The sequence below is a fragment of the Cedecea selenatireducens genome (assembly GCF_042138895.1).
In the GTDB taxonomy this organism is placed as follows: domain Bacteria; phylum Pseudomonadota; class Gammaproteobacteria; order Enterobacterales; family Enterobacteriaceae; genus Cedecea; species Cedecea selenatireducens.
Map to the genome: position 1 here is coordinate 201,103 of NZ_JBHIKW010000004.1, position 19,319 is coordinate 220,421.

At 55.1% G+C, this 19,319-nt stretch carries 20 protein-coding genes; 7 read left to right on the forward strand and 13 right to left on the reverse strand.

All coding sequences use genetic code 11. The features are described 5' to 3' along the window. Positions 1-91: 91 nt before the first annotated feature. Positions 92-1,495 carry a DHA2 family efflux MFS transporter permease subunit gene (locus tag ACE38U_RS08745; RefSeq protein WP_375529533.1) on the forward strand — a complete coding sequence of 468 codons (1,404 nt, stop codon included), beginning with the start codon at positions 92-94 and terminating at the stop codon, positions 1,493-1,495. Positions 1,496-1,524: 29 nt separating this feature from the next. Here ACE38U_RS08745 and ACE38U_RS08750 read toward each other — a convergent pair whose 3' ends face one another. Both ACE38U_RS08750 and ACE38U_RS08755 read right to left on the reverse strand, forming a co-directional pair. Continuing rightward, complete coding sequence (locus tag ACE38U_RS08750) at positions 1,525-2,166, reverse strand: ECs1377 family protein (RefSeq protein ID WP_038472424.1); 642 nt, start codon at positions 2,164-2,166, stop codon at positions 1,525-1,527. 31 nt (positions 2,167-2,197) lie between these two features. After that, positions 2,198-2,668: a GNAT family N-acetyltransferase gene (locus tag ACE38U_RS08755; protein ID WP_038472426.1), complete on the reverse strand. Its 471-nt coding sequence runs from the start codon at positions 2,666-2,668 to the stop codon at positions 2,198-2,200. A 110-nt stretch (positions 2,669-2,778) separates the two neighbouring features. Between ACE38U_RS08755 and dsbG the strand changes: the two genes are divergently transcribed. Further along, positions 2,779-3,543: a thiol:disulfide interchange protein DsbG gene (gene dsbG / locus ACE38U_RS08760; RefSeq protein ID WP_176981456.1), complete on the forward strand. Its 765-nt coding sequence runs from the start codon at positions 2,779-2,781 to the stop codon at positions 3,541-3,543. A gap of 3 nt (positions 3,544-3,546) precedes the next feature. On the opposite strand, the gene ACE38U_RS08765 is transcribed toward dsbG, so the two are convergent. The 8 genes from ACE38U_RS08765 to sad form a co-directional block, all read right to left on the reverse strand. Beyond that, positions 3,547-4,482, reverse strand: a complete 936-nt coding sequence (locus ACE38U_RS08765) for a zinc-dependent alcohol dehydrogenase family protein (RefSeq protein WP_038472430.1) — start codon at positions 4,480-4,482, stop codon at positions 3,547-3,549. Positions 4,483-4,574: 92 nt separating this feature from the next. After that, positions 4,575-5,099: a GNAT family N-acetyltransferase gene (locus ACE38U_RS08770; RefSeq protein ID WP_375529534.1), complete on the reverse strand. Its 525-nt coding sequence runs from the start codon at positions 5,097-5,099 to the stop codon at positions 4,575-4,577. A gap of 114 nt (positions 5,100-5,213) precedes the next feature. Then, positions 5,214-5,714, reverse strand: coding sequence for a GGDEF domain-containing protein (locus tag ACE38U_RS08775; protein ID WP_375529535.1), 501 nt, complete (start codon positions 5,712-5,714; stop codon positions 5,214-5,216). A gap of 58 nt (positions 5,715-5,772) precedes the next feature. Beyond that, complete coding sequence (locus ACE38U_RS08780; protein WP_176981453.1) at positions 5,773-6,825, reverse strand: diguanylate cyclase; 1,053 nt, start codon at positions 6,823-6,825, stop codon at positions 5,773-5,775. A gap of 84 nt (positions 6,826-6,909) precedes the next feature. Next, on the reverse strand, positions 6,910-8,391 hold the full coding sequence (locus tag ACE38U_RS08785; protein ID WP_375529536.1) for a sensor domain-containing diguanylate cyclase: 1,482 nt from the start codon (positions 8,389-8,391) through the stop codon (positions 6,910-6,912). Between the two features lie 449 nt (positions 8,392-8,840). Then, positions 8,841-9,767 carry a glutaminase B gene (gene glsB, locus ACE38U_RS08790; protein ID WP_038472441.1) on the reverse strand — a complete coding sequence of 309 codons (927 nt, stop codon included), beginning with the start codon at positions 9,765-9,767 and terminating at the stop codon, positions 8,841-8,843. Between the two features lie 69 nt (positions 9,768-9,836). Next, the gene (locus ACE38U_RS08795; protein WP_375529537.1) at positions 9,837-11,438 is read right to left on the reverse strand and encodes a methyl-accepting chemotaxis protein; all 1,602 of its coding nucleotides are present in this window, start codon (positions 11,436-11,438) and stop codon (positions 9,837-9,839) included. A gap of 111 nt (positions 11,439-11,549) precedes the next feature. Further along, positions 11,550-12,941, reverse strand: coding sequence for a succinate-semialdehyde dehydrogenase (sad, locus tag ACE38U_RS08800; protein WP_375529538.1), 1,392 nt, complete (start codon positions 12,939-12,941; stop codon positions 11,550-11,552). A gap of 101 nt (positions 12,942-13,042) precedes the next feature. On the opposite strand from sad, the gene ptrR reads away from it, so the two are divergent. Continuing rightward, the gene (gene ptrR, locus ACE38U_RS08805; RefSeq protein WP_375529539.1) at positions 13,043-13,894 is read left to right on the forward strand and encodes a putrescine utilization regulator PtrR; all 852 of its coding nucleotides are present in this window, start codon (positions 13,043-13,045) and stop codon (positions 13,892-13,894) included. Positions 13,895-14,074: 180 nt separating this feature from the next. Here ptrR and ACE38U_RS08810 read toward each other — a convergent pair whose 3' ends face one another. Further along, the gene (locus tag ACE38U_RS08810; protein ID WP_375529540.1) at positions 14,075-14,866 is read right to left on the reverse strand and encodes a PhzF family protein; all 792 of its coding nucleotides are present in this window, start codon (positions 14,864-14,866) and stop codon (positions 14,075-14,077) included. A 195-nt stretch (positions 14,867-15,061) separates the two neighbouring features. On the opposite strand from ACE38U_RS08810, the gene ACE38U_RS08815 reads away from it, so the two are divergent. Then, positions 15,062-16,261: a sugar transporter gene (locus tag ACE38U_RS08815; RefSeq protein WP_375529541.1), complete on the forward strand. Its 1,200-nt coding sequence runs from the start codon at positions 15,062-15,064 to the stop codon at positions 16,259-16,261. 48 nt (positions 16,262-16,309) lie between these two features. Here ACE38U_RS08815 and ACE38U_RS08820 read toward each other — a convergent pair whose 3' ends face one another. Beyond that, positions 16,310-16,978 (reverse strand): MarC family NAAT transporter, encoded by a 669-nt coding sequence (locus ACE38U_RS08820; protein WP_038472459.1) that lies wholly within the window; start codon positions 16,976-16,978, stop codon positions 16,310-16,312. Positions 16,979-17,162: 184 nt separating this feature from the next. Here ACE38U_RS08820 and marR point away from each other — a divergent pair, with 184 nt between their 5' ends. From marR to marB, 3 genes are read left to right on the forward strand one after another with little or no spacing between them, the layout of a single operon-like run. Further along, positions 17,163-17,597, forward strand: a complete 435-nt coding sequence (gene marR, locus ACE38U_RS08825) for a multiple antibiotic resistance transcriptional regulator MarR (RefSeq protein ID WP_038472462.1) — start codon at positions 17,163-17,165, stop codon at positions 17,595-17,597. A gap of 21 nt (positions 17,598-17,618) precedes the next feature. After that, the gene (gene marA, locus ACE38U_RS08830) at positions 17,619-18,011 is read left to right on the forward strand and encodes an MDR efflux pump AcrAB transcriptional activator MarA (protein WP_038472465.1); all 393 of its coding nucleotides are present in this window, start codon (positions 17,619-17,621) and stop codon (positions 18,009-18,011) included. Positions 18,012-18,049: 38 nt separating this feature from the next. Continuing rightward, entirely contained in the window at positions 18,050-18,262 is a 213-nt protein-coding gene (gene marB / locus ACE38U_RS08835; RefSeq protein ID WP_038472467.1) for a multiple antibiotic resistance regulatory protein MarB, read from the forward strand. Positions 18,263-18,305: 43 nt separating this feature from the next. Here marB and eamA read toward each other — a convergent pair whose 3' ends face one another. Further along, positions 18,306-19,208 (reverse strand): O-acetylserine/cysteine exporter, encoded by a 903-nt coding sequence (eamA, locus tag ACE38U_RS08840; RefSeq protein WP_176981448.1) that lies wholly within the window; start codon positions 19,206-19,208, stop codon positions 18,306-18,308. Positions 19,209-19,319 lie beyond the last annotated feature (111 nt).

The following is a 19,319-nucleotide window of genomic DNA, read 5'->3' on the forward strand; positions in this document are numbered from 1 at the left end:
TATCATGCGTCTTCCGCCTGTCTTTAAGTATCACTATATTTGCTGCACTGACAACCTGATACTGATTGCCGCCCAACGGTAAGGAACCATTATGGAATTATTTTCAACCCAGCCAGGCGATGAAGGTTTACCCGGTCGCCAGCGCCTGATGGCGATGCTTGCCGTGATGACGACCGTGACGATGGCCGTATTCGATGGTTCGATGGTGAACATCGCGCTACCCAACATCGCCAAAGCGCTCGGCGTGTCTGCCAGCGATGCCGTTTGGGTGGCTAACGGCTACCTGCTTGCCGCCGCGATGACGCTGGCGATTTTCGCCGCGCTGGCTACCCGGCTGGGCTTCAGGCAAATATTTGTTTTCGGGCTGGGCCTGTTTACCCTGGCATCCGCGGGCTGTGCGCTGTCTTCTTCACTCGATATGTTAGTGATAATGCGGATCTTACAGGGAGTCGGTGGCGCAGCGGTGCTGAGCATTTCCCCGGCAATCCTTCGTTCGATATTCCCAAACCGCCTGCTGGGCAGGACCCTGGGGCTTAACGCCTTTTTAATCGCCACCAGCACGGCCATTGCCCCGCTGCTTGGCGGGACGCTGCTTTCCACGCTGGGTTGGGAATGGCTTTTTGCGGTGAATATACCGTTAGGTATTGTGGCGCTCGTCCTGAGCCTGCGGGTGCTGCCTGGTGCAGCAGTTATCAATCCTAAGCCCTTCGATTATGCCGGCGCTATTCTTTCGGCCCTGTTGCTGGGCTCGCTGATCATGGCCGCCGACAGCTTTACCAAAAGTGAAGGCATAATTTCGGCAATAAATTACAGCGTCATCTCATTATTTGCCGGGGTGGCCTTTGTCTGGCGTGAGCGTCGTGCCGCACAGCCCCTGCTTCCGCTGACGCTGTTCGCCTCTTCGAGATTTTCGCTGGCGGCCATGACCTCGCTAGCTTCGTTCATCGGGCAAGGGATAACGTTTGTCGCCCTGCCGTTTTTATTCCAGAACGTTTATGGCTACAGCGCCTTTGCTTCAGCCCTGCTCTTTACGCCCTGGCCGGTCGGTATCATGCTCGCGGCGCCGCGTGCCGGGCGACTTGCCGACAAGCATTCGCCGGCGCTTATCGCCACCACGGGTTTAGGCGTGTTTACGGTTGGGCTGGTGCTTTTAGCCCTGCTGCCTGCCCACGCTCAGGCATGGGACATCGGTTTACGTAGCCTGGTGTGCGGCATTGGTTTCGGCATTTTCCAGAGTCCTAATAATCGGGAAATGATGGCGAACGCCTCGCGGGAAAACAGCGGTTACGCCTCGGGCATACTGGCCATTATGCGGACTTTCGGCCAATGCCTGGGCGCGGCGATCGTAGGGGTTATCCTGGCGTTTTACGGCAACGCTATATGGCAGGAGCCGCAGGCGATTCGACTCAGCCTTTGGGTTGCTGCAGGTGCGACGCTGCTGGCCATTAGCTTAAGTGGCCTGCGCACAAGGACGCTAAAACAGCCGGGTTTCTGAGGGACCAGGATCGCCGTTAGCTACTTTCCCTACCGTGCGATTTCAGGGTTTAAGCTATAGGTCGGGATTGTTCTGGTGGTGCCCGTCAGGCTATCGAAAACGTTGCGTTCCGCCGTGGCTATTGCCATGCCGGACTGCCTCAGAACAGAAATATCGGCCGCGATACGCTGCAGCCCAAGCCAGAACAGGCCGTCCAGGGCGTTGACCTGCAGCCCGGACTCTAGGGCAATTTTCAGCCGCTCTCTAGGGTTTCTGACCTGCAGCGCAATCTGCTGGTAAGCCGTCGCCGGGGTTCCGCCCGGCTCAATCCGGCGTATGCGGTTAGAAAAACGGTAGCGGAAGGCATCTGGCACGGCGCTAAGATCCGCCTTTATGCTGTAGACCTCACCGCGTTTATTGTCGTTAATGACCACGCTTTTCTGACTTAACTGCAGCTCATCGCGCAGCTTGTCGATTAACTGGGGCGCCCGCAGAAGCAACAGGCGAAAAGGCAGTTCAAAGCTGGTGACGTAATCCACGTTGAGCAGCGCCAGGCGCAGGCGCTGCTCCGCATCCTGAGGCTCTCTGTGGTATTCCTCCCTGACCTCTTCCCACTGCCGACTGAGGCGCGGCGTCTCTTCAATTTCCGTAAAACTGTACTTTTCAATCTGATAATCGATACGGTCGCTCATGAGGGCACCTTTTACGTTTTTAGTTTTCAGGCTAAATGTCGCAACTCATTTCAAAGCAGCGCAGAGATGCCCCAGCCAGTGCCGAAGGGTAAAGGCTTTCTTTTACGATGCTAAATCCCTGCGTCAGGTAAAAATCGCGGGCGTTCGGCGTGGCAGACAGCGTTAACGTGGTCATGCCTCGTGTTTTCGCCTCCTGCTTTATAGCGCCCATAATCTGCTTTGCCAGACCTTTGCCTGTATATGCTGGCAAGGTAAATACCGCTTCTACAGCACAATTTTCCAAATCCAGATAACCCGTCGCGACCGGCTCGCCGTTTTCATTCTCGGCCACAAAAAAAGGATTATTAATTATCTCGTGAAGGTAACCCGCAGGCATTAGCTCCGGCGTCCAGGCCTGCAGCACATCTTCGGGATAAACATCCCGGCAGCCGAAGCGAATAGCCTCGTTTCTTATCACCCACAGCGCCTGCGCCTCATCGGGTATGGCTCGTCTGATTGTCACCGGCTGGCCTCCGAAATGCTCGGTTACTTAAAGGAAAGTAAGTCTGATGACTTCGCGTAAAAAGGAATGCTACCCTTTGATGAAAATAGCATTTAATCAAGGACTGCTCGATGAAAAAAATCTCCGCCGTGTCCGTTTCACTGGCCCTGCTTTTTAACGCCACGGCGTTTGCCGCCGACGGTAAATTGCCTGCCCCCATTGAAGCATTAGAGAAACAGGGCTTCGAAATAAAAGGGGAATTTAAAGCGCCCGGCGATCTACAGGGCTATGCGATGCAGTACCAGGGGCAAGGCACAACCGTTTATCTGACGCCGGACAAACAGCACGCCATCATGGGTAACCTGGTAGATGCCGCAGGCAAAAACCTTAGCGACGCGGAAGTCGAGAAGTTTGTCTATGCCCCGATGGCGAAAGAGATGTGGCAGAGCCTCGAAAAGCACCGCTGGATAGCCGCCGGGGATGCAAAAGCGTCGCGCATTGTTTACGTGTTTGCCGATCCGTACTGCCCGTACTGCACCCAATTCTGGGAACAGGCTCAGCCCTGGCTGAAGTCCGGTAAAGTTCAGCTGCGCGTGCTGTTAGTCGGCATGCTGCGCCCGGACAGCGGCCAGAAAGCCGCCGCGATCCTCATGTCGAAAGATCCGGCGAAAACGCTGGCCGACTATGAGAACAGCAAAGGCAAGCTGGCGCTGCAAAAGCCGGAGAAGATCGACCCGGTTATCGGGGAAGCGTTAAAAGATAACCTTACGCTGATGGATGATCTGGGCGGCAACGCCACGCCTTCTATTTACTACCTCAACGCCGAAGGTCGCCTGCAGCAGCATCAGGGCATGCCGGATGCCGAAACGCTCAACACCATTTTGGGCGATAAATAACGTCTACAGTTTTAACAGCGGTTTGCGCTGGCGGCCGGGTTCACGGAACAGCGCCAGCGCAAGCCGCCACTCCTCCAGCTTATAAACCTCTGCTTCTGGCTGCTGAGTCTCGCGCAGCAGTTGCCACAGGGAAGAAAACCAGCCCTGCCATTCCTCAACCGGCGTTACCGCCAGCGTATCCCGCAGATGAAATCGCTGCGCCGTGATATGCCTTCCACGCGGAGAGAAGCCCTTACCGCTGAGCAGGCCGTAAGAAATCATTACCGCCCGGCTATTGAGGTGATCGAGCATCAAAGTGGCTAATTCGCCCCCTACCGCGTCATAAACGACATCGACCTGCCTTGCCACTTCAGCGATTGCTCTGCTGTCGCCGCTGTCCAGAGGAATAATGCCCAGCTTGAGTAACGCCGGAAGATGATCTGGCGAACGGTAAATACCATAAACTTCTGTCGCACCCTGTCTTTTCGCCCACTGAGCCAGCAAGCCAGCACAGGCCGAGCCAGCGGCGGTCACCAGCACTCGTTTTCCCATAACCGGCCATCTTTCCAGCATCAGCCAGGCAGCCAGCGGATTGATATAGCCTCGCGCCGCAAGCTCATCTGGAATACTGTCCGGTACAGGCACTGCCCACTGAGTCGGGCAATCAACCCAGCGCTGCCAGGTCCCTTCACCGCGCAGAGGTAACACTCGCCGGCCGATCCATTGCGCAGAGTCAGCCTGTTCGACGACGCCGACGCCTTCATAGCCGACAATCCGCGGCGGAAAAACCCGGTGACGATAGGCGCCGGTAATGGGGATCAGGTCGGAGGGATTAACCGGCGCATAGTGCATGCGCACTCGTAGCGTACCGGGAATAAACGGTGCCAGCGGAGCGTGTTCGAGGGTCAGAACCTGTTCAGGCTCACCAAACTGCCGGAACCAGAGCGCTGTGTTTTCCATACTAAAGTGCCTGCAACTGCCATATTGCGGGCACTATAGCATGCCTGAAGGGGGTTAAAAGCGACGGTCAAGTGACACTGTCACTTGTTGAATCACAAGTTCCGGTAATAAATCGTGGTAGAACACGAGCTGCCGTCCGGCATCAGCGCATAATTTGGCAGATCGCCAACGCGCTGCCAGCCCATGCCCTGATAGAAAATTTCGGCATCGCTGCCGGTGGCGGTATCCAGCACCAGAACCGACTTGCCATGGGTCGTGGCCACGGCTTCAAGATAGCCCATCAGCCGCTGAGCAATGCCTCTCCGCCGCGCAGCTCGGTGAACCAGCAGCTTGGAAACGTCCGCCCGGTGCGGCTGGTTTTCCGGCTGGCTGGTGATAAGCTGCACGGTGCCGACAATGCGCCCTTGCCCGTCTTCGGCGACAATAACCGTTCTCTCTCCCCGACTTACGCTTTGCCCGACATCGTCCCAAAAAGCAGCCTCTTTCTCCGGCGACAAAGGATGTAAAAAGCTGACCGAAGCCCCGCCTTCCACGCAGTCAATTAATACGTCCGTTAATTCTGCCGTAACGTCTGCAAACTCACAGGCCTTGAGGGAACGAATCCGATACTCGGGCACAGCGACTCCTGAATGTTAGTTTAAGTTGTCGGGACGGTTGATGTAGAAATAACAATGGGCCAGATTACTGGCTAATGCGGGCAACTACTATTAAGAAGGTATACGGAATTGTTATTACAGTTGATTTCGTGACGGTGTTCTGACGCTTCTTGCCTGACGCATGGCCTGATCGACCTCGTTGACCAGATCCTCAAGGCTGAGATGCCGTTGAGGGGCATACTCCACGCATCCCCAGTTAAAACCCAGCGCCCAGGGGTGTTCTGCCCGCTGGTTAAACGCCGAAACCTTGCCCTCAAGATGCTGCATCGCGATAAACGCGCCCTCTTCGCTGGTGCCGTTAAACAGCAGGATAAACTCATCGACGCCCTGGCGGGCTATGAGGTCGATTTCGCGGAAGGAGGACTTCATCAGTTCGGAGAAAACGATCAGCGCACGATCGCCCTGTTCATGCCCATGGCCGTCATTAATTTGCCCGAAGTGGTCAAAAACAACAAACACCACGGAAAGATGCTCCGCCCGGCGATTCGCGCCGCTCGTGGCGTACTGCCCCAGAAACATAAAACCCTGACGGTTCAACAGGCCTGTCAGTTCATCGGTCATCGCGGTATTCAGCATGTCATCTCCCCGGCGCAGACAAATAACCTACTCTGCATACAGTTTAGATGAACATTTCTCAGGCCGCGTAAATACGGTTTTTACCGGCGCGCTTGGCGTTGTAAAGGGCATCATCCGCCGCTCTCAGCCACTCGACGGCATCCGGCATCTCTTTAGTCGCACAGGCAATGCCGATGCTTAGGGTACAGAAAGCGTTTTTTTCAGGCAGAACGCGAACGTTAATGGACTCCAGCAGGATCCGCTGCGCAATGCCCTCGGCTTCTTCCAGCGAGGTATTCGGCATCAGAACCACAAACTCGTCGCCGCCGAGGCGGGCCGGGGTATCGCTTGAACGCGTAACCACGCGCAGCACGTCGGACACCGCCATCAGGATTGAATCACCGACTTTATGTCCGAAACGATCGTTCACTTCTTTGAAATTGTCGATGTCGATAAACATCAGCGCCGAACTTCCGCAGGCAATCCGTAATCGCGCCAGCTCATTGCCAATTTTACGCTCCAGCAGGCGGCGGTTTGCGATCCCGAGCAGAGGGTCCATCATGGCGATATTTTCCAGCTCACGGCTTTTTTGCCGCAGCTTCAGCGAGATGGAAGCGGTTAGCATGCTGAGCGCGATGGTGTAAATGGCGATAAGCGGCAGCGTGGCGTACATTGTGCGGGCAGAAACCGCCGGGTTGAACGGCATTCCGTGGCTTATCCAGGTGAGTGAAAACGCCAGCAGCATTGCCACCATCGCCCTGACCATCAGCGGTTTTCCTCCAGCGGCCAGCCTGTCGGAGACCAGAATGGTGACAATCGCCACTGAAGGCAGCGCACTTAGCGACATCATGGCAATCCAGAAGCCCCCCGCCGCCGCATCTATGACCAGATTCTGCTTTTCACCGGTGACCGGAGAGGAGGAAAAACGCGCTTTCAACAGCGCCACGTGTGGCCAGACAAAAGCGTTGACCGCTAACAGGGCGACAATCGCCAGAGAAGCCTGTTGCTCGTGCAGCACCGAAAAGATAGGCAAAAAGCACAGCAGCGTGCCCAACATCCGCATGATATACATACGATTAATGAAACGAGAGCCCTGCGTTCTGGCTTTTTTGTGAGGATCGGGTGTACTCATAAATTTCTCAGGCAAACGAACCAGCAACGACGAACTGAGCGGTAATACTACTCGATAATAAAGGATCGAAAATGAACATGCTTATTATGAATCGCTAATATGCGATGCCGGTAGCTCATCGGCATTTTGGCTGCTCGAGCTGGTCTTATTGCGTCCCTGCCGTTTCGACAGATACAGATTTTTATCTGCTTCAGGGATCAGCTGATTAAACGTTGCTTCCAGCGTGTTATTGCCCAGCGTGGCCTCAGCCAGACCGATACTCACGGTAATAAACAGCGACCGCTGCTCGTAATGGAAGCTGCTTGCTTCAATGGTTTTTCGAATCTGCTCGGCTATCTCAAAACCCTGCTTCGGATCCCGGGTTCGGCACACCACCACAAACTCTTCCCCGCCAATACGTGCCACCATTCCCCGATTGCCCACGGTATCCAGCACCCTGGCAGCAAAAGAGGCCAACACCATATCGCCGCACTCGTGACCCCAGCTGTCGTTTATACGCTTGAAGAAATCAATATCCAGCAGCATGACGCACAGCAGCGGCTGCCCGATATCTGGCTGCTGGCGCGCGCTACGTTTGAGCGCTTCAAACAGGCCTGAGCGCGAATAAACGCCGGTCAGGTAGTCATAATCCGCCCGCAGCGACGTTTGCTTGATCAGTTGATTAATTGCATCCACGCTGATGGAAACAATCAGCGGGCAAATGGCGATGGTGGCGATGCCCAGACGGGCGGAGAACATCTGATCCACCAGCAACAGCGGCTGCTCGGAGTGAAGATTGATCGCCGCATGGGCCACCAGCACAATTTCCACCGCCCCGGTAATCAACGTTAATAGCGCGGTGACCGGGAGTGGATAGCGTATGGCACACCAGATAAGCGCCGGCAATGGAAACGCCAGGCTGCCCGCACCACCGATAATCATCGCCGTGAAGACGGCAATCACGACGGCAAAAAGCGGATACATGTCGGATGGCACAATGCCGGACAGCTTACGCCAGGAAGGCCAGCTCGCCGTTAGTAAACACGGCAGCATCAGCACGCCGGTTGAAAACTGCTCGCTTACCCAGTCGGCATACAGCGGCATAAACTTTTCATGGTAATCACCGCTAATACCCAGCGAGCCCACCGCGCCAAATAACGAAGATAATATGGCGGCAATCAGCGAGAAATTAAAAATATTAAACGCATTTAGCGCCCAATTGCTCTCGTCCATATTGCGTGAATAACGCAACAATAAACGCGCGGCGGTGACAATAAAGACCATATTGGAAAAGTTAATGATCGTCGACTGCCAGCCCCACTGCGTGGTGAAAGCGTCGTAAACCAACATCGCCGCATAGCAAATAAAATAGTAAACGGCTTTATTCAGCCACGGATTGCGGACAAAGATGGCCGCCAGCACCGCATTCAGCGGCCAAAATAGCGACAGATCGTTAACCAGGCGTAGCGAAGCGCCAAAAAAGTAAAACAGCGTGGTCAGAGCAAAAACACTGATGGCATTTAACAGCATTTTTTCTGGGGAAAAGAATAAAAACTTGGGTCGATTAACCATGCTATCCTGGTTCATATTTATTCATCACCGCTGAAAATAAATAGCGCCATCAGGTGATTGCGAAAATAAGCATTAGCTTAGCATGTTTACCCAGCTAACAACCCCCGGGCATTGAGAGAAAGAGGAAAATTCACTCAACCTGCCAGCGCACAGCATCAACTATCAGCCATAAGCTAAATTTTTGCCACCTTCTGCAGACCACTGCATTCAGGGCAGGATTTGCGACTAACAATTCACACTTATCGCCAATGAATAATTAGCAGACTCAGGTTTAACCGATGTTTAAAGTGACTGGCTTATAGTCCCTGAACGAAGGATTTCCCGGAGTCAAAATGCGTAAAACCCCCTGGGCGGAGCGATTGCTTATCACCGCCATTATGATAGCCGTGCTGGCCACCGTTAGCCTGGTTGGCGTGCTATGGTTGCGCATACCGGGATTGTTACTGCTGTAATGCCAGAACAGGTTAAAAAATAGAACGCCCAATGCGCTGAGAAAGAATTTCCAGCGCGGCAGTCCCCGCCAGAGAGTTACCGGAAGCGTCCAGCTCCGGGCACCACACGGCGATAGACATCTCGTTCGGCACGTTGGCGATAATACCGCCGCCCACGCCCGATTTCCCCGGCAGACCTACGCGATAAGCAAATTCACCCGCACCGTCATACATGCCGCTGGTTATCATCAGCGCATTAATTTGCCGTGCGTGCTGGGCGGAAATCACCGGCTCATCGAGATCCAATGCCCGCCCCTGATTTGCCAGGAATAAAAACGTTTTGGCTAATTCGAGGCAGCTCATTTCCAGAGAACAAAAATGGAAATAGGCTTGTAGCACCGCAATCACGTCATTTTCGAAATTGCCAAAAGACTTCATCAGCCAGGCAATAGCGGCATTTCGCGCCGAATGCTCGAATTCGGAACGCGCCACGCGCGTGTTATAGACTAGATCCTCAGCGCCGGAAAGCTGACGAACCACCTCGAGCATGCGCTGCTTAGGCGCACTGAGGCGGGTTTGCAGCATATCGCAAACGACCAGCGCACCTGCGTTAATAAACGGGTTACGGGGCTTGCCCTGCTCAAGCTCAAGCTGCAAAAGGGAATTAAAAGGCTGCCCGGAGGGCTCTTTGCCTACGCGCTGCCAGATTTCATGCTCTTCATAGCGCCCCATTGCCAGCGTCAGGCTCAGTACTTTAGAGATCGACTGAATGGAAAAGCGTTCTGTGGCATCTCCGGCGCTAAAGAATTCACCGTCAACGGTACAGATAGCAATGCCCAGCTTATTGCCGGAGACTTCTTCCAGGGCTGGAATATAGTTCGCCACTTTCCCTTTTCCCAGCAAAGGGCGAACCTGGTCGAGGATCTCTTCCAGTAACTGATTGTCTAATTGAACCGGCACCGTGCTCTCCTGAGCGATATATTTAGCGGCGCAAGTATATCAGAGCCACGGGCCGATAATAAAACGAACTCAGGCAGTCATCTGAAAGCGGGCAACGGCTTTTTCAAGGCGCTGCGATTCATCCAGCAAACGCTGAGAAGTGTTTGCCGAAGCTTTTATCAGCTGCCCCGTTTGATTCACCGCCTGATTCAGCGTGGTTATCCGCGTCGTAACATGATGCACGCTGGCCCCCTGGTCTACGGACGCGCTGGAAATTTCATTCAGCAGGCCGCTAAGACGCGTAACCAGCGCGATAACATTCTTCAACTGCGTCTCAAGTTCAGACACCGCCTCGCTGCCCTGCTCGATACCCTGCAGCGAGTTATTGATTAACGCCTGAATGTTTCTGGTCGACTGGCTGCTCTGCTTAGCAAGCAGGCCCACCTCGCGAGCAACCACGGCGAAACCACGCCCCTGATTGCCCGCATGAGCGGCTTCAATCGCGGCGTTCAACGCCAGAATATTGGTCTGGAACGCCACGTTATCAATCATTGCCACGATGCCGCGCATCTCTGATGAACGGGCGACAATATCCTGCATAGACATATTTACCGTGTGCATCATCTGATCGCCCCCGGCCACCATCTCACGCGCTTCATCTGCGCGCTGGTTCGCCTGAATAGCGTACTGGCTATTTTCCTGTACGCGGGACTCCAGCTCGGTAATATGCAGCGTAACCTTCTCCAGCTCCTGCTCCTGCTGAGAAGACTGGCTGGACAACTCATTGTTACCTTCGGCAAGCTGACCGATGTTGCTCAACAACGTCGCGGACGATTCACGAACCTCCAGCACCAGTTGCTGAATGCCCTGCTGCATTTCCAGCACGCTGCCGTGTAGCTGCTTCACTTCACGGTTCACCAGTTTTCTTTCGGCGGGCAAACGGGACAAGTCACCGGCAGCCAAAACATGCAGATGCTCAATCAGGCCACGCAGCGGACGAATCACCCAGCGGGCCACGCCCAGCCAGACGGTAATCGCCACCGCCAATAAAATGCCCAGCGCGATGATGAACAGCGTTTGCGCCTGGCTCAGGCTACCCAGTAAAGCATGGCCGGCCTGCGCGGTTTGTTTCTCACCGTCGGTCTGGTAATGCGCATACTGTTCGTTGAAGTCAGACTGAAACGCCTGAATGGGTACTTCGAAAAACGCATCGATTGAGGCATGTTTTTGCATGCCATCCAGCTGCTCTTTTAACCCGCCTGAGAACAGCTGATAGCTATTGGCCAGCGCCTCGCTGCCTTGCGGATGCAGCTGTTGCCAGGTGGCAAAGTTTTGCTGCGACACCTTCAGCGCCGCGTCAGCTTCATCTACCAGGCTATTCCAACTGCCAACGGAGCCGGTTTCTTTGTCCTGCATAAAGTAAACGCCCGCCCGGTTTAACAGGTCGCTGGTCATTAACAAAGATGTTCTGGCTTTCTCCATGACGACCTGCTGCCGATGAAGCTGATTGCTTTCAAGCACGCTCTGGCGGGTTTCATGCAGGATATTAGAAAGGGAGACGGTGGAGAGAATTTGCAGCATGGAAAAGAGTGCGATAACGCCAACCACCCCGCTCAGTAACCCAAACTCGCGAGGACGTCGGGCGAAAAGTTTGAAGGGGTTTAAACGGCGAAAAATTTGGCTTATGTTCATGATTTTCTTCAGTAACACAACGATGCGGCGAGTGTACTGAGCGAAAATGACAGAATTATTTCATTTCAATGACAAACAGGGCCACCTGCGCGGTGGCCCCCTCATAGAAAACTACCGGCGATCCTTCCACACGGTCTGAATATTACAGAACTCATGCAGGCCAAAGTGGGAAAGCTCACGGCCAAACCCGCTCTTTTTCACCCCGCCAAACGCCACGCGCGGGTCGCTGGCGCTGTAGCCGTTGATGAACACGCCGCCGCACTCAAGGCGAGCCGCCATCTCCAGCGCAAGCTGCTCATTGGCGGTATAAACCGTGGCAGAAAGCCCGTAATCACTGTCGTTCGCCAGTGCAAGAGCGTGCTCGCTGTCACGGGCAACGGTAATGGCGGCTACAGGGCCAAACAGCTCCTGACGGAACGCGGTCATTTCCGGCGTGACATTGGTCAGCACGGTTGGCGCATAGTAGTTGCCCTCGCCGGGCAGCTTGTCCCCGCCGGTCAGCAGTTTTGCGCCCTGCTTAAGTGACGTTGTCACCTGCTCGTGCAGCTCATCACGCAGATCGTAGCGCGCCATCGGCCCGATGCGGTTAGCCTCGTCCACCGGCGAACCTAACTGATAGCTTTTCAGCTCGGCAACAAAGCGGTCGGTAAAGGCTTCGGCTATCCCGGCTTCAACAATAAAGCGCTTTGCCGCCGCACAAACCTGCCCGGTATTCTGGAAACGCCCGGCCACCGCGGCCTTAACGGCTTCGTCCAGATCCGCATCGTTGAGCACGATAAACGGATCGGAACCGCCCAGCTCCAGCACGCATTTTTTCAGCGCTGCGCCCGCCTGAGCGCCAATCGCTGCCCCGGCTCTGCCGCTGCCGGTTACCGTCACGGCGGCAACACGCGAGTCGTTAATCGCCTGGCTTACCCCTTCCGGCGTGACGTTCAGCAGCTCGAACAGCGACGACGGGAACCCGGCATCCGTGAACATCTGGCGGATAATGTCGGCGCAGCCCATCACGTTTGGCGCATGCTTCAGAATATAGCTGTTCCCGGCCAGCAGAATCGGCACAGCGCCGCGCAAAACCTGCCATAGCGGGAAGTTCCAAGGCATCACCGCCAGAATTGGCCCAAGCGGACGGTACTCGATAACCGCGTTGTTATTTTCAACCTGAGTCGTTTCCGCGCCTAACATCGCCGGGCCATGCTCTGCGTACCAGTCGCAAAGATTGGCTGACTTAGCCACTTCGGCACGCGCCTGCAAAATCGGCTTGCCCATTTCGGCGGTAATCATTTGCGCCATGGCCTCGGCATGTTTACGCACCGCAGCACCTAAATCACGCAGCTTCTGCGCTCTCTCGCTCAGCGGCGTAGCCCGCCATGCATTAAACGCCTGATGGTTGCGGGCCAGCGCGGCATCAATCTGTGCTGCGTTCTCAAAAGGATAAACCGCAATGCGCTCACCGGTGGCGGGATTGCGTGAAATGGCGTGGGTTTGCCCGGTTACTGATTGCATGGTGGTGCCTCGACAGGTGAATGAGATGTTAACAGTAGCCTTGAGGCGTAAAGTTTAAAAATGAATAATACTAAGCAAACCCTTCACGATTTGAGAAAGCTATGGATCTGACCCAGCTGGAAATGTTCAACGCCGTCGCAGAAACCGGCAGCATCAGCGCCGCCGCACAGCAGGTGCATCGCGTCCCGTCGAATCTCACGACCCGCATCAAGCAGTTGGAGGCCGACCTGGGCGTGGCGCTGTTTATCCGCGAGAACCAGCGCCTGAAGCTCTCGCCGTCCGGCCACAGTTTTCTGGCCTACAGTAAACGCATCCTGGCGCTGGTGGATGAAGCGCGAATGGTGGTATCCGGCGATGAGCCTCAGGGACCGCTCGCGCTCGGTTCGCTGGAAAGCACGGCGGCGGTACGCATTCCCGGCCTGCTGGCAAGCTTCAACCAGCGCTACCCGAAAATTCACCTTTCGCTGGCTACCGGCCCCTCAGGTGACCAGATTGACGGCGTACTCGAAGGCCGGCTTTCTGCCGCCTTTGTTGACGGCCCGGTGCTGCATCCTTCCCTTGAGGGCGTGGCGGTGTATCGCGAAGAGATAACCATCGTCGCGCCTGCAGACCATGCCCCGATTCACAGCGGCGCGGACGTTAACGGCGCGAGTATTTATGCCTTTCGGGCCAACTGCTCCTACCGCCGCCATTTTGAAAGCTGGTTCCACGACAGCCAGGCCATGCCGGGCAAGATCCACGAAATGGAGTCTTACCACGGGATGCTGGCCTGCGTTATTGCCGGGGCGGGGCTGGCGCTGATGCCAAGAAGTATGCTGGAGAGTATGCCGGGTAGCCATCAGGTGAGTACCTGGCCGCTGCCGGAGGATAAGCGTTATCTGGATACCTGGCTGCTGTGGCGCAGAGACGCCAAAACCCGCCAGCTTGAAGCCTTTATTTCCCTGCTGGAATAGCTCCCGCGGGCGGGGGCAAACGCCATCAGCCCTTTTTAACGGTGATGCTCCAGCTGGCATCAATGTACAAAGGCTAGCATGGACGGGCTCAACAATAATCGCGCCTGATCAGCTAGCCTTTATGAGCTGAATTCATCAATCCCGGATAACTATAATCATGAATAACTATGCTGGAATATTCTAACGCAGCAGCACTTTGCCAATCAGATAGGTGACCGCTTTGCCGCCGATCAGCACGCGCTCGCCTTTATACTGGCAGCGCAAATCGCCGCCGCGATAAGAGACCTGCCGCGCCAGCAGATGCGTTTTGTTCAGTTTATCCGCCCAGTAAGGGATCAGCATGCTGTGGGTAGAACCGGTGACGGGATCTTCCGGCACTGACTCGCCTGGGCAGAAAAAGCGGCTGACAAAATCATATTCACCCTCACCTTTCGCGGTGATACAGACCATTTTTTCCAGCGGGATCATGGCGTTGATATCAGGCTGAATAGCTTCTACTGCCGCCTGGCTTTCCAGCACCACCATATAATCACGCCCTACGCGTAGCTCTTTGCACTCGCTGATGCCAAGCGTTGCCAGTAGCTCAGGCAGCGGCGCTATCTGTTGCGTTTCCCAGGCGGGGAAATCCAGCGTCAGCCATTCGCCGTTACGCGTCACGGTCAGCGGGCCAACAAAACGCGTGCTGAAATGAATCACCGATTCAGGGTAATCGAGATGCTCAAAGATGACGTGTGAAGCGGCAAGCGTGGCGTGCCCACAAAGGTTGATTTCTCCCTGCGTGGTAAACCAACGCAGCTCAAAGCCCTCGTCTGTGGTGACAAAGAAAGCCGTTTCCGACTGATTATGCTGTTGGGACATTTTCAGCAGCGTTTCATCCGGCAGCCATTCGCTGAGCGGGCAAACGGCGGCGGCGTTGCCGCCAAAGGTGGCGTCGGCGAAGGCATCTACCATATAAAAGTCAATTGCTTGCATCGTGATAACTCCTGCTTTTCATTGTTATTTTCTCGCCGTCTACCATGACACACTCGCCTGCACCGCGCTGCTTTTTTCTTGCTCAGGTCTGGCAGAATCGCAAATGAGACATAAATCACAAAATTGGTTGTGCCGCCGATCTGATGGTTTTATGATCTGCCCATTCCTACCGCTTATTTACCTGCCTGGCTCCTTATGACAATCACTACCGTCTCACGCAAAACGGCGTGGCTACGGGTGGTAACCCTCGCGGTTGCCGCTTTTATTTTTAACACCACCGAGTTTGTGCCTGTTGGCCTGCTGTCGGATATCGCCCAGAGCTTTGGCATGGAAACCGCGCAGGTCGGCATCATGCTGACCATTTATGCCTGGGTGGTGGCCCTGATGTCGCTGCCCTTTATGCTGATGACCAGCCAGGTTGAACGGCGCAGGCTGCTGATTGCCATTTTCCTGCTGTTTATCGCCAGCCACGTGCTGTCGTTCCTTGCCTGGAACTTTACCGTGCTGGTAATTAGCCGAATTGGTATCGCTTTCGCTCACGCGATTTTCTGGTCGATCACCGCTTCACTTGCCATTCGTATGGCGCCTGCGGGCAAAAAGGCCCAGGCGCTGAGTTTACTCGCGACCGGCACGGCGCTGGCGATGGTGCTGGGCTTACCGCTGGGCCGCATCGTCGGGCAGTATTTTGGCTGGCGTACCACCTTCTTCGCCATTGGCGTGGTGGCGGCCGTGACGCTGTTCTGCCTGATTAAGCTGCTGCCTAAACTGCCCAGCGAGCATTCGGGTTCGCTGTCCAGCGTGCCTGAGCTGTTCCGTCGGCCCGCGCTGGTCAACATTTATGCGTTAATCGCCGTGGTGGTCACCGCGCACTACACCGCCTACAGCTATATCGAGCCTTTCGTGCAGCAGGTCGTAGGGCTTAGCGCCAATTTTGCAACGCTGCTTTTACTGTTGTTTGGCGGCGCGGGCATCATCGGCAGCGTGCTGTTTGGCAAATGGGGAAATAAATACGCTTCAGGGCTGGTTTCCGGGGCGATTGCCCTGCTGGCGGCCAGCCTGATCCTGCTGTTACCCGCTGCAGGAAACGAGCTGACCCTCGCCGGGCTGAGCCTGTTCTGGGGCATTTCAATTATGATTATTGCCCTCGGGATGCAGGTGAAGGTTCTGGCCCTTGCGCCGGATGCCACCGACGTGGCGATGTCGCTGTTCTCAGGTATTTTTAATATCGGCATCGGCGCGGGCGCGCTGGTGGGCAATCAGGTCAGCCTGCATATTTCCATGGCGGATATCGGCTTTATTGGCGCAATTCCGGCGCTTGTCGCGCTGTTCTGGTCAATAATTGTGTTTCGCCGCTGGCCGGTGGCGCTGGACGAGCAGCCCCGGCCGACGCATTAACAAAAATGCCCTCATTGCGAGGGCATTTCTCTTTACATCACGCTCAAATCAGGCCGGGTAAGTCTTAATAATTTCCAGCACGCCGTTAATAATAAACTGCACGCCCATACACACCAGCAGGAAGCCCATCAGGCGGGAAATGGCCTCAATGCCGCTTTTACCGACTATGCGCATAATCGCCCCTGAACTGCGCAGGCTAGCCCAAAGAATCAGGCCTACGGCGAGGAAAATCAGCGGCGGCGCCACGGTTATCACCCAGTTGGGGAAGTCAGAACCTGCGCGCACGGTGGACGCCGAACTGATGATCATCGCGATGGTACCCGGCCCGGCCGTACTTGGCATCGCCAGCGGCACAAAGGCGATATTCGCCTCGGGCTCTTCGCTCAGCTCTTCCGACTTGCTTCTCGACTCCGGTGATTCATGCGCCTTTTGCTGCGGGAACAGCATGCGGAAACCGATAAAGGCGACGATCAGTCCCCCGGCAATACGCAGGCCCGGAATTGAAATCCCGAAGGTATTCATCACCACCTGACCGGCGTAATACGCCACCATCATAATGACAAACACATTCACCGAAGCCATCAGTGCGGTGCGGTTACGCTGCCGGCTATTCATGTCTCCGGAAAGCCCAAGGAATAGCGCCACGGTGGTCAGTGGGTTAGCTAACGGCAGCAACACCACCAGGCCAAGGCCTATGGCCCTGAGTAAATCCATCATATTTTAATCCTTTTTGGTCCTTTATCGAGCGGGCTTAGCAGGTTTGAGTATAGCAGCACGGAGTTTACCGACGGTGGGTGAAGCGTTTTAGCTTTTCGTGGCATCGGCTAAACCATCACGTTGACTTATACTTGCCTCGGCAATAATATCTGCCGTGACTAATCTACTTGCCTGGGCAAACATAGTGAAAAGCACCTGTGATCTGTTTAACGAAATCATTCCCCTCGGGCGATTGATCCACATGGTGAATCAGCACAAAGACCGCCTGTTAAACGACTCGCTCTCCCCGCTGGATATTACCGCTACCCAGTTTAAGGTGCTGTGCTCTATTCACTACCAAGTTTGCATCACCCCAGTCGAGCTGAAAAAAGTGCTTTCCGTTGACCTCGGTGCATTAACCCGAATGCTGGACCGCCTGCTGTGCAAGGGCTGGATCGAGCGTTTGCCGAACCCCAACGATAAGCGCGGCGTTCTGATCAAGCTGACGCCGGAAGGCGTTGCGCTGTGTGAAGAGTGCCGAAGCCTGGTGGGGCTAAGCCTCCACAAAGAACTCACAAAAAACCTGACCGACGACGAAGTCGACACGCTTTATCGCCTGTTAACAAAGGTATTGCCGTAAAACCTGCAAAGAGGTGAAACGATGTCCAGACGCAACAATGATGCGATTACGATTCAGAGCATTTTGGGGTGGATCGAAGAAAACCTGGAAACCCCGCTCTCGCTGGAGAAGGTTTCTCAGCGGTCTGGCTACTCCAAGTGGCATCTGCAACGGATGTTTAAGAAAGAAACCGGCCACTCGATGGGCCAGTACATCCGTAACCGTAAGCTGACAGAAATCGCGCTTAAGCTCAAAGAAAGCAACGAACCGATTCTTTACCTGGCCGAGCGCTATGGATTTGAGTCGCAGCAGACGTTAACCCGCACCTTTAAGAACTACTTTTCGGTGCCGCCGCACAAGTACCGGGTGACCCGTCTTGCCGTAGAAGGCAAGTATCTGCATCCGTACAATCAGTATTGTAGTTTGTGTAATTAATGCATCACCGCCTGTTTTACAGGCGTAATCGAGGAAATATGAAATTCATCTCCGCAGCCACCCTTCTTCTGGCCCTGGCATCGACAAACGCTCTTGCGGAGCAATCCGGCAGCTTCAACGCCACCCAGGCCAACTACGGCAACATGATCTCCTGCTCCGGCGGTCAGCTGTCTAAAGGCCCGCAGCAAACCGCTGCAGAAAAATCTGAAGAACTGGGTTCCCCTTACTATCACGGTAACGTTCGTTCATAAGATGCAGGCTAACCCGCCCGATGCTGGGCGGGTGCCGCGAACGTCAGGAAGAGACTCGTTTCACCGAACGCCTGAAGCGCAAACCAAAGACGTTGATATACAGCCCCCCCATAATCAGTACCGCCCCTAACAGCTGCATTACCGTTAGCGTCTCCCCGAGCATCAGCGCGGCGCTTGCCATACCGACCACCGGCACCAAAAGCGACAGCGGCGCCACTCGCCAGGTTTCATAGCGCCCAAGCAGCGTGCCCCAAATACCGTAGCCCACAATGGTCGAGATAAACGCCAGATAGATAAGCGATAGAATGGTCGTGCTGTCGATATTCACCAGGCTTTGCAGCATAGTTTCTGGCCCATCCAGCAGCCAGCTTGCGGCAAAGAACGGCAGCACCGGAATAAGCGCGCTCCAGACGATAAGCGACATGATGGCCGGACGCGGCTCGTGCTGCATGATTTTCTTGTTGAAGATGTTGCCGAAAGCCCAGCTCAGGCCTGCCGCCAGCGTCAGCATAAATCCGAGCAGCGCCACGTGCTGCCCTGCAAAACTGCCTTCAATCAGCACCAGCACGCCGAATACCGCGAGGGTAATCCCCGCCAGCTGTTTGGCCTGAAGGCGTTCGCCAAAGAAAAACGTGCCCAGAATGATGGTGAAAAACGCCTGAGACTGCAGCACCAGAGAAGCCAGCCCGGCGGGCATACCAAACTTAATCGCGGTAAACAGGAAGGCGAACTGCCCGAAGCTGATGGTCAGCGCATAGGCCGCCAGCAGGCGAAAAGGCAGCTTCGGGCGGGCAACGAACAACATCGCCGGGAACGCCACCAGTAAAAAGCGCAGCCCCGCCAGCATCAGCGGCGGCATGTTGTGCAGCCCCAGCTTGATTGCCACAAAATTCACGCCCCAAATCACCACCACCAGCAACGCCAGCAGTCCATCTTTACGCGTCATAACCCTGCCTCTGTATTTATTATCGATTTGTAAAAAAATAAACCTTATCCGCCTGAGCAAACAGATACAGATCCCACTTTTTGCCGGGGATACAGATGTGTTGTATCGTGC

Excerpts from the sequence above, each read along its gene's own strand:
- marA (WP_038472465.1), top strand. The coding sequence starts at position 17,619 with ATGTCCAGACGCAACAATGATGCGATTACGATTCAGAGCATTTTGGGG.
- ACE38U_RS08745 (WP_375529533.1), top strand. The coding sequence starts at position 92 with ATGGAATTATTTTCAACCCAGCCAGGCGATGAAGGTTTACCCGGTCGC.
- eamA (WP_176981448.1), bottom strand. The coding sequence starts at position 19,208 with ATGACGCGTAAAGATGGACTGCTGGCGTTGCTGGTGGTGGTGATTTGG.
- marB (WP_038472467.1), top strand. The coding sequence starts at position 18,050 with ATGAAATTCATCTCCGCAGCCACCCTTCTTCTGGCCCTGGCATCGACA.
- ACE38U_RS08785 (WP_375529536.1), bottom strand. The coding sequence starts at position 8,391 with ATGAACCAGGATAGCATGGTTAATCGACCCAAGTTTTTATTCTTTTCC.
- ptrR (WP_375529539.1), top strand. The coding sequence starts at position 13,043 with ATGGATCTGACCCAGCTGGAAATGTTCAACGCCGTCGCAGAAACCGGC.
- dsbG (WP_176981456.1), top strand. The coding sequence starts at position 2,779 with ATGAAAAAAATCTCCGCCGTGTCCGTTTCACTGGCCCTGCTTTTTAAC.
- ACE38U_RS08780 (WP_176981453.1), bottom strand. The coding sequence starts at position 6,825 with ATGAGTACACCCGATCCTCACAAAAAAGCCAGAACGCAGGGCTCTCGT.
- ACE38U_RS08810 (WP_375529540.1), bottom strand. The coding sequence starts at position 14,866 with ATGCAAGCAATTGACTTTTATATGGTAGATGCCTTCGCCGACGCCACC.
- ACE38U_RS08815 (WP_375529541.1), top strand. The coding sequence starts at position 15,062 with ATGACAATCACTACCGTCTCACGCAAAACGGCGTGGCTACGGGTGGTA.
- ACE38U_RS08765 (WP_038472430.1), bottom strand. The coding sequence starts at position 4,482 with ATGGAAAACACAGCGCTCTGGTTCCGGCAGTTTGGTGAGCCTGAACAG.
- ACE38U_RS08775 (WP_375529535.1), bottom strand. The coding sequence starts at position 5,714 with ATGCTGAATACCGCGATGACCGATGAACTGACAGGCCTGTTGAACCGT.
- sad (WP_375529538.1), bottom strand. The coding sequence starts at position 12,941 with ATGCAATCAGTAACCGGGCAAACCCACGCCATTTCACGCAATCCCGCC.
- ACE38U_RS08795 (WP_375529537.1), bottom strand. The coding sequence starts at position 11,438 with ATGAACATAAGCCAAATTTTTCGCCGTTTAAACCCCTTCAAACTTTTC.
- ACE38U_RS08750 (WP_038472424.1), bottom strand. The coding sequence starts at position 2,166 with ATGAGCGACCGTATCGATTATCAGATTGAAAAGTACAGTTTTACGGAA.
- ACE38U_RS08820 (WP_038472459.1), bottom strand. The coding sequence starts at position 16,978 with ATGATGGATTTACTCAGGGCCATAGGCCTTGGCCTGGTGGTGTTGCTG.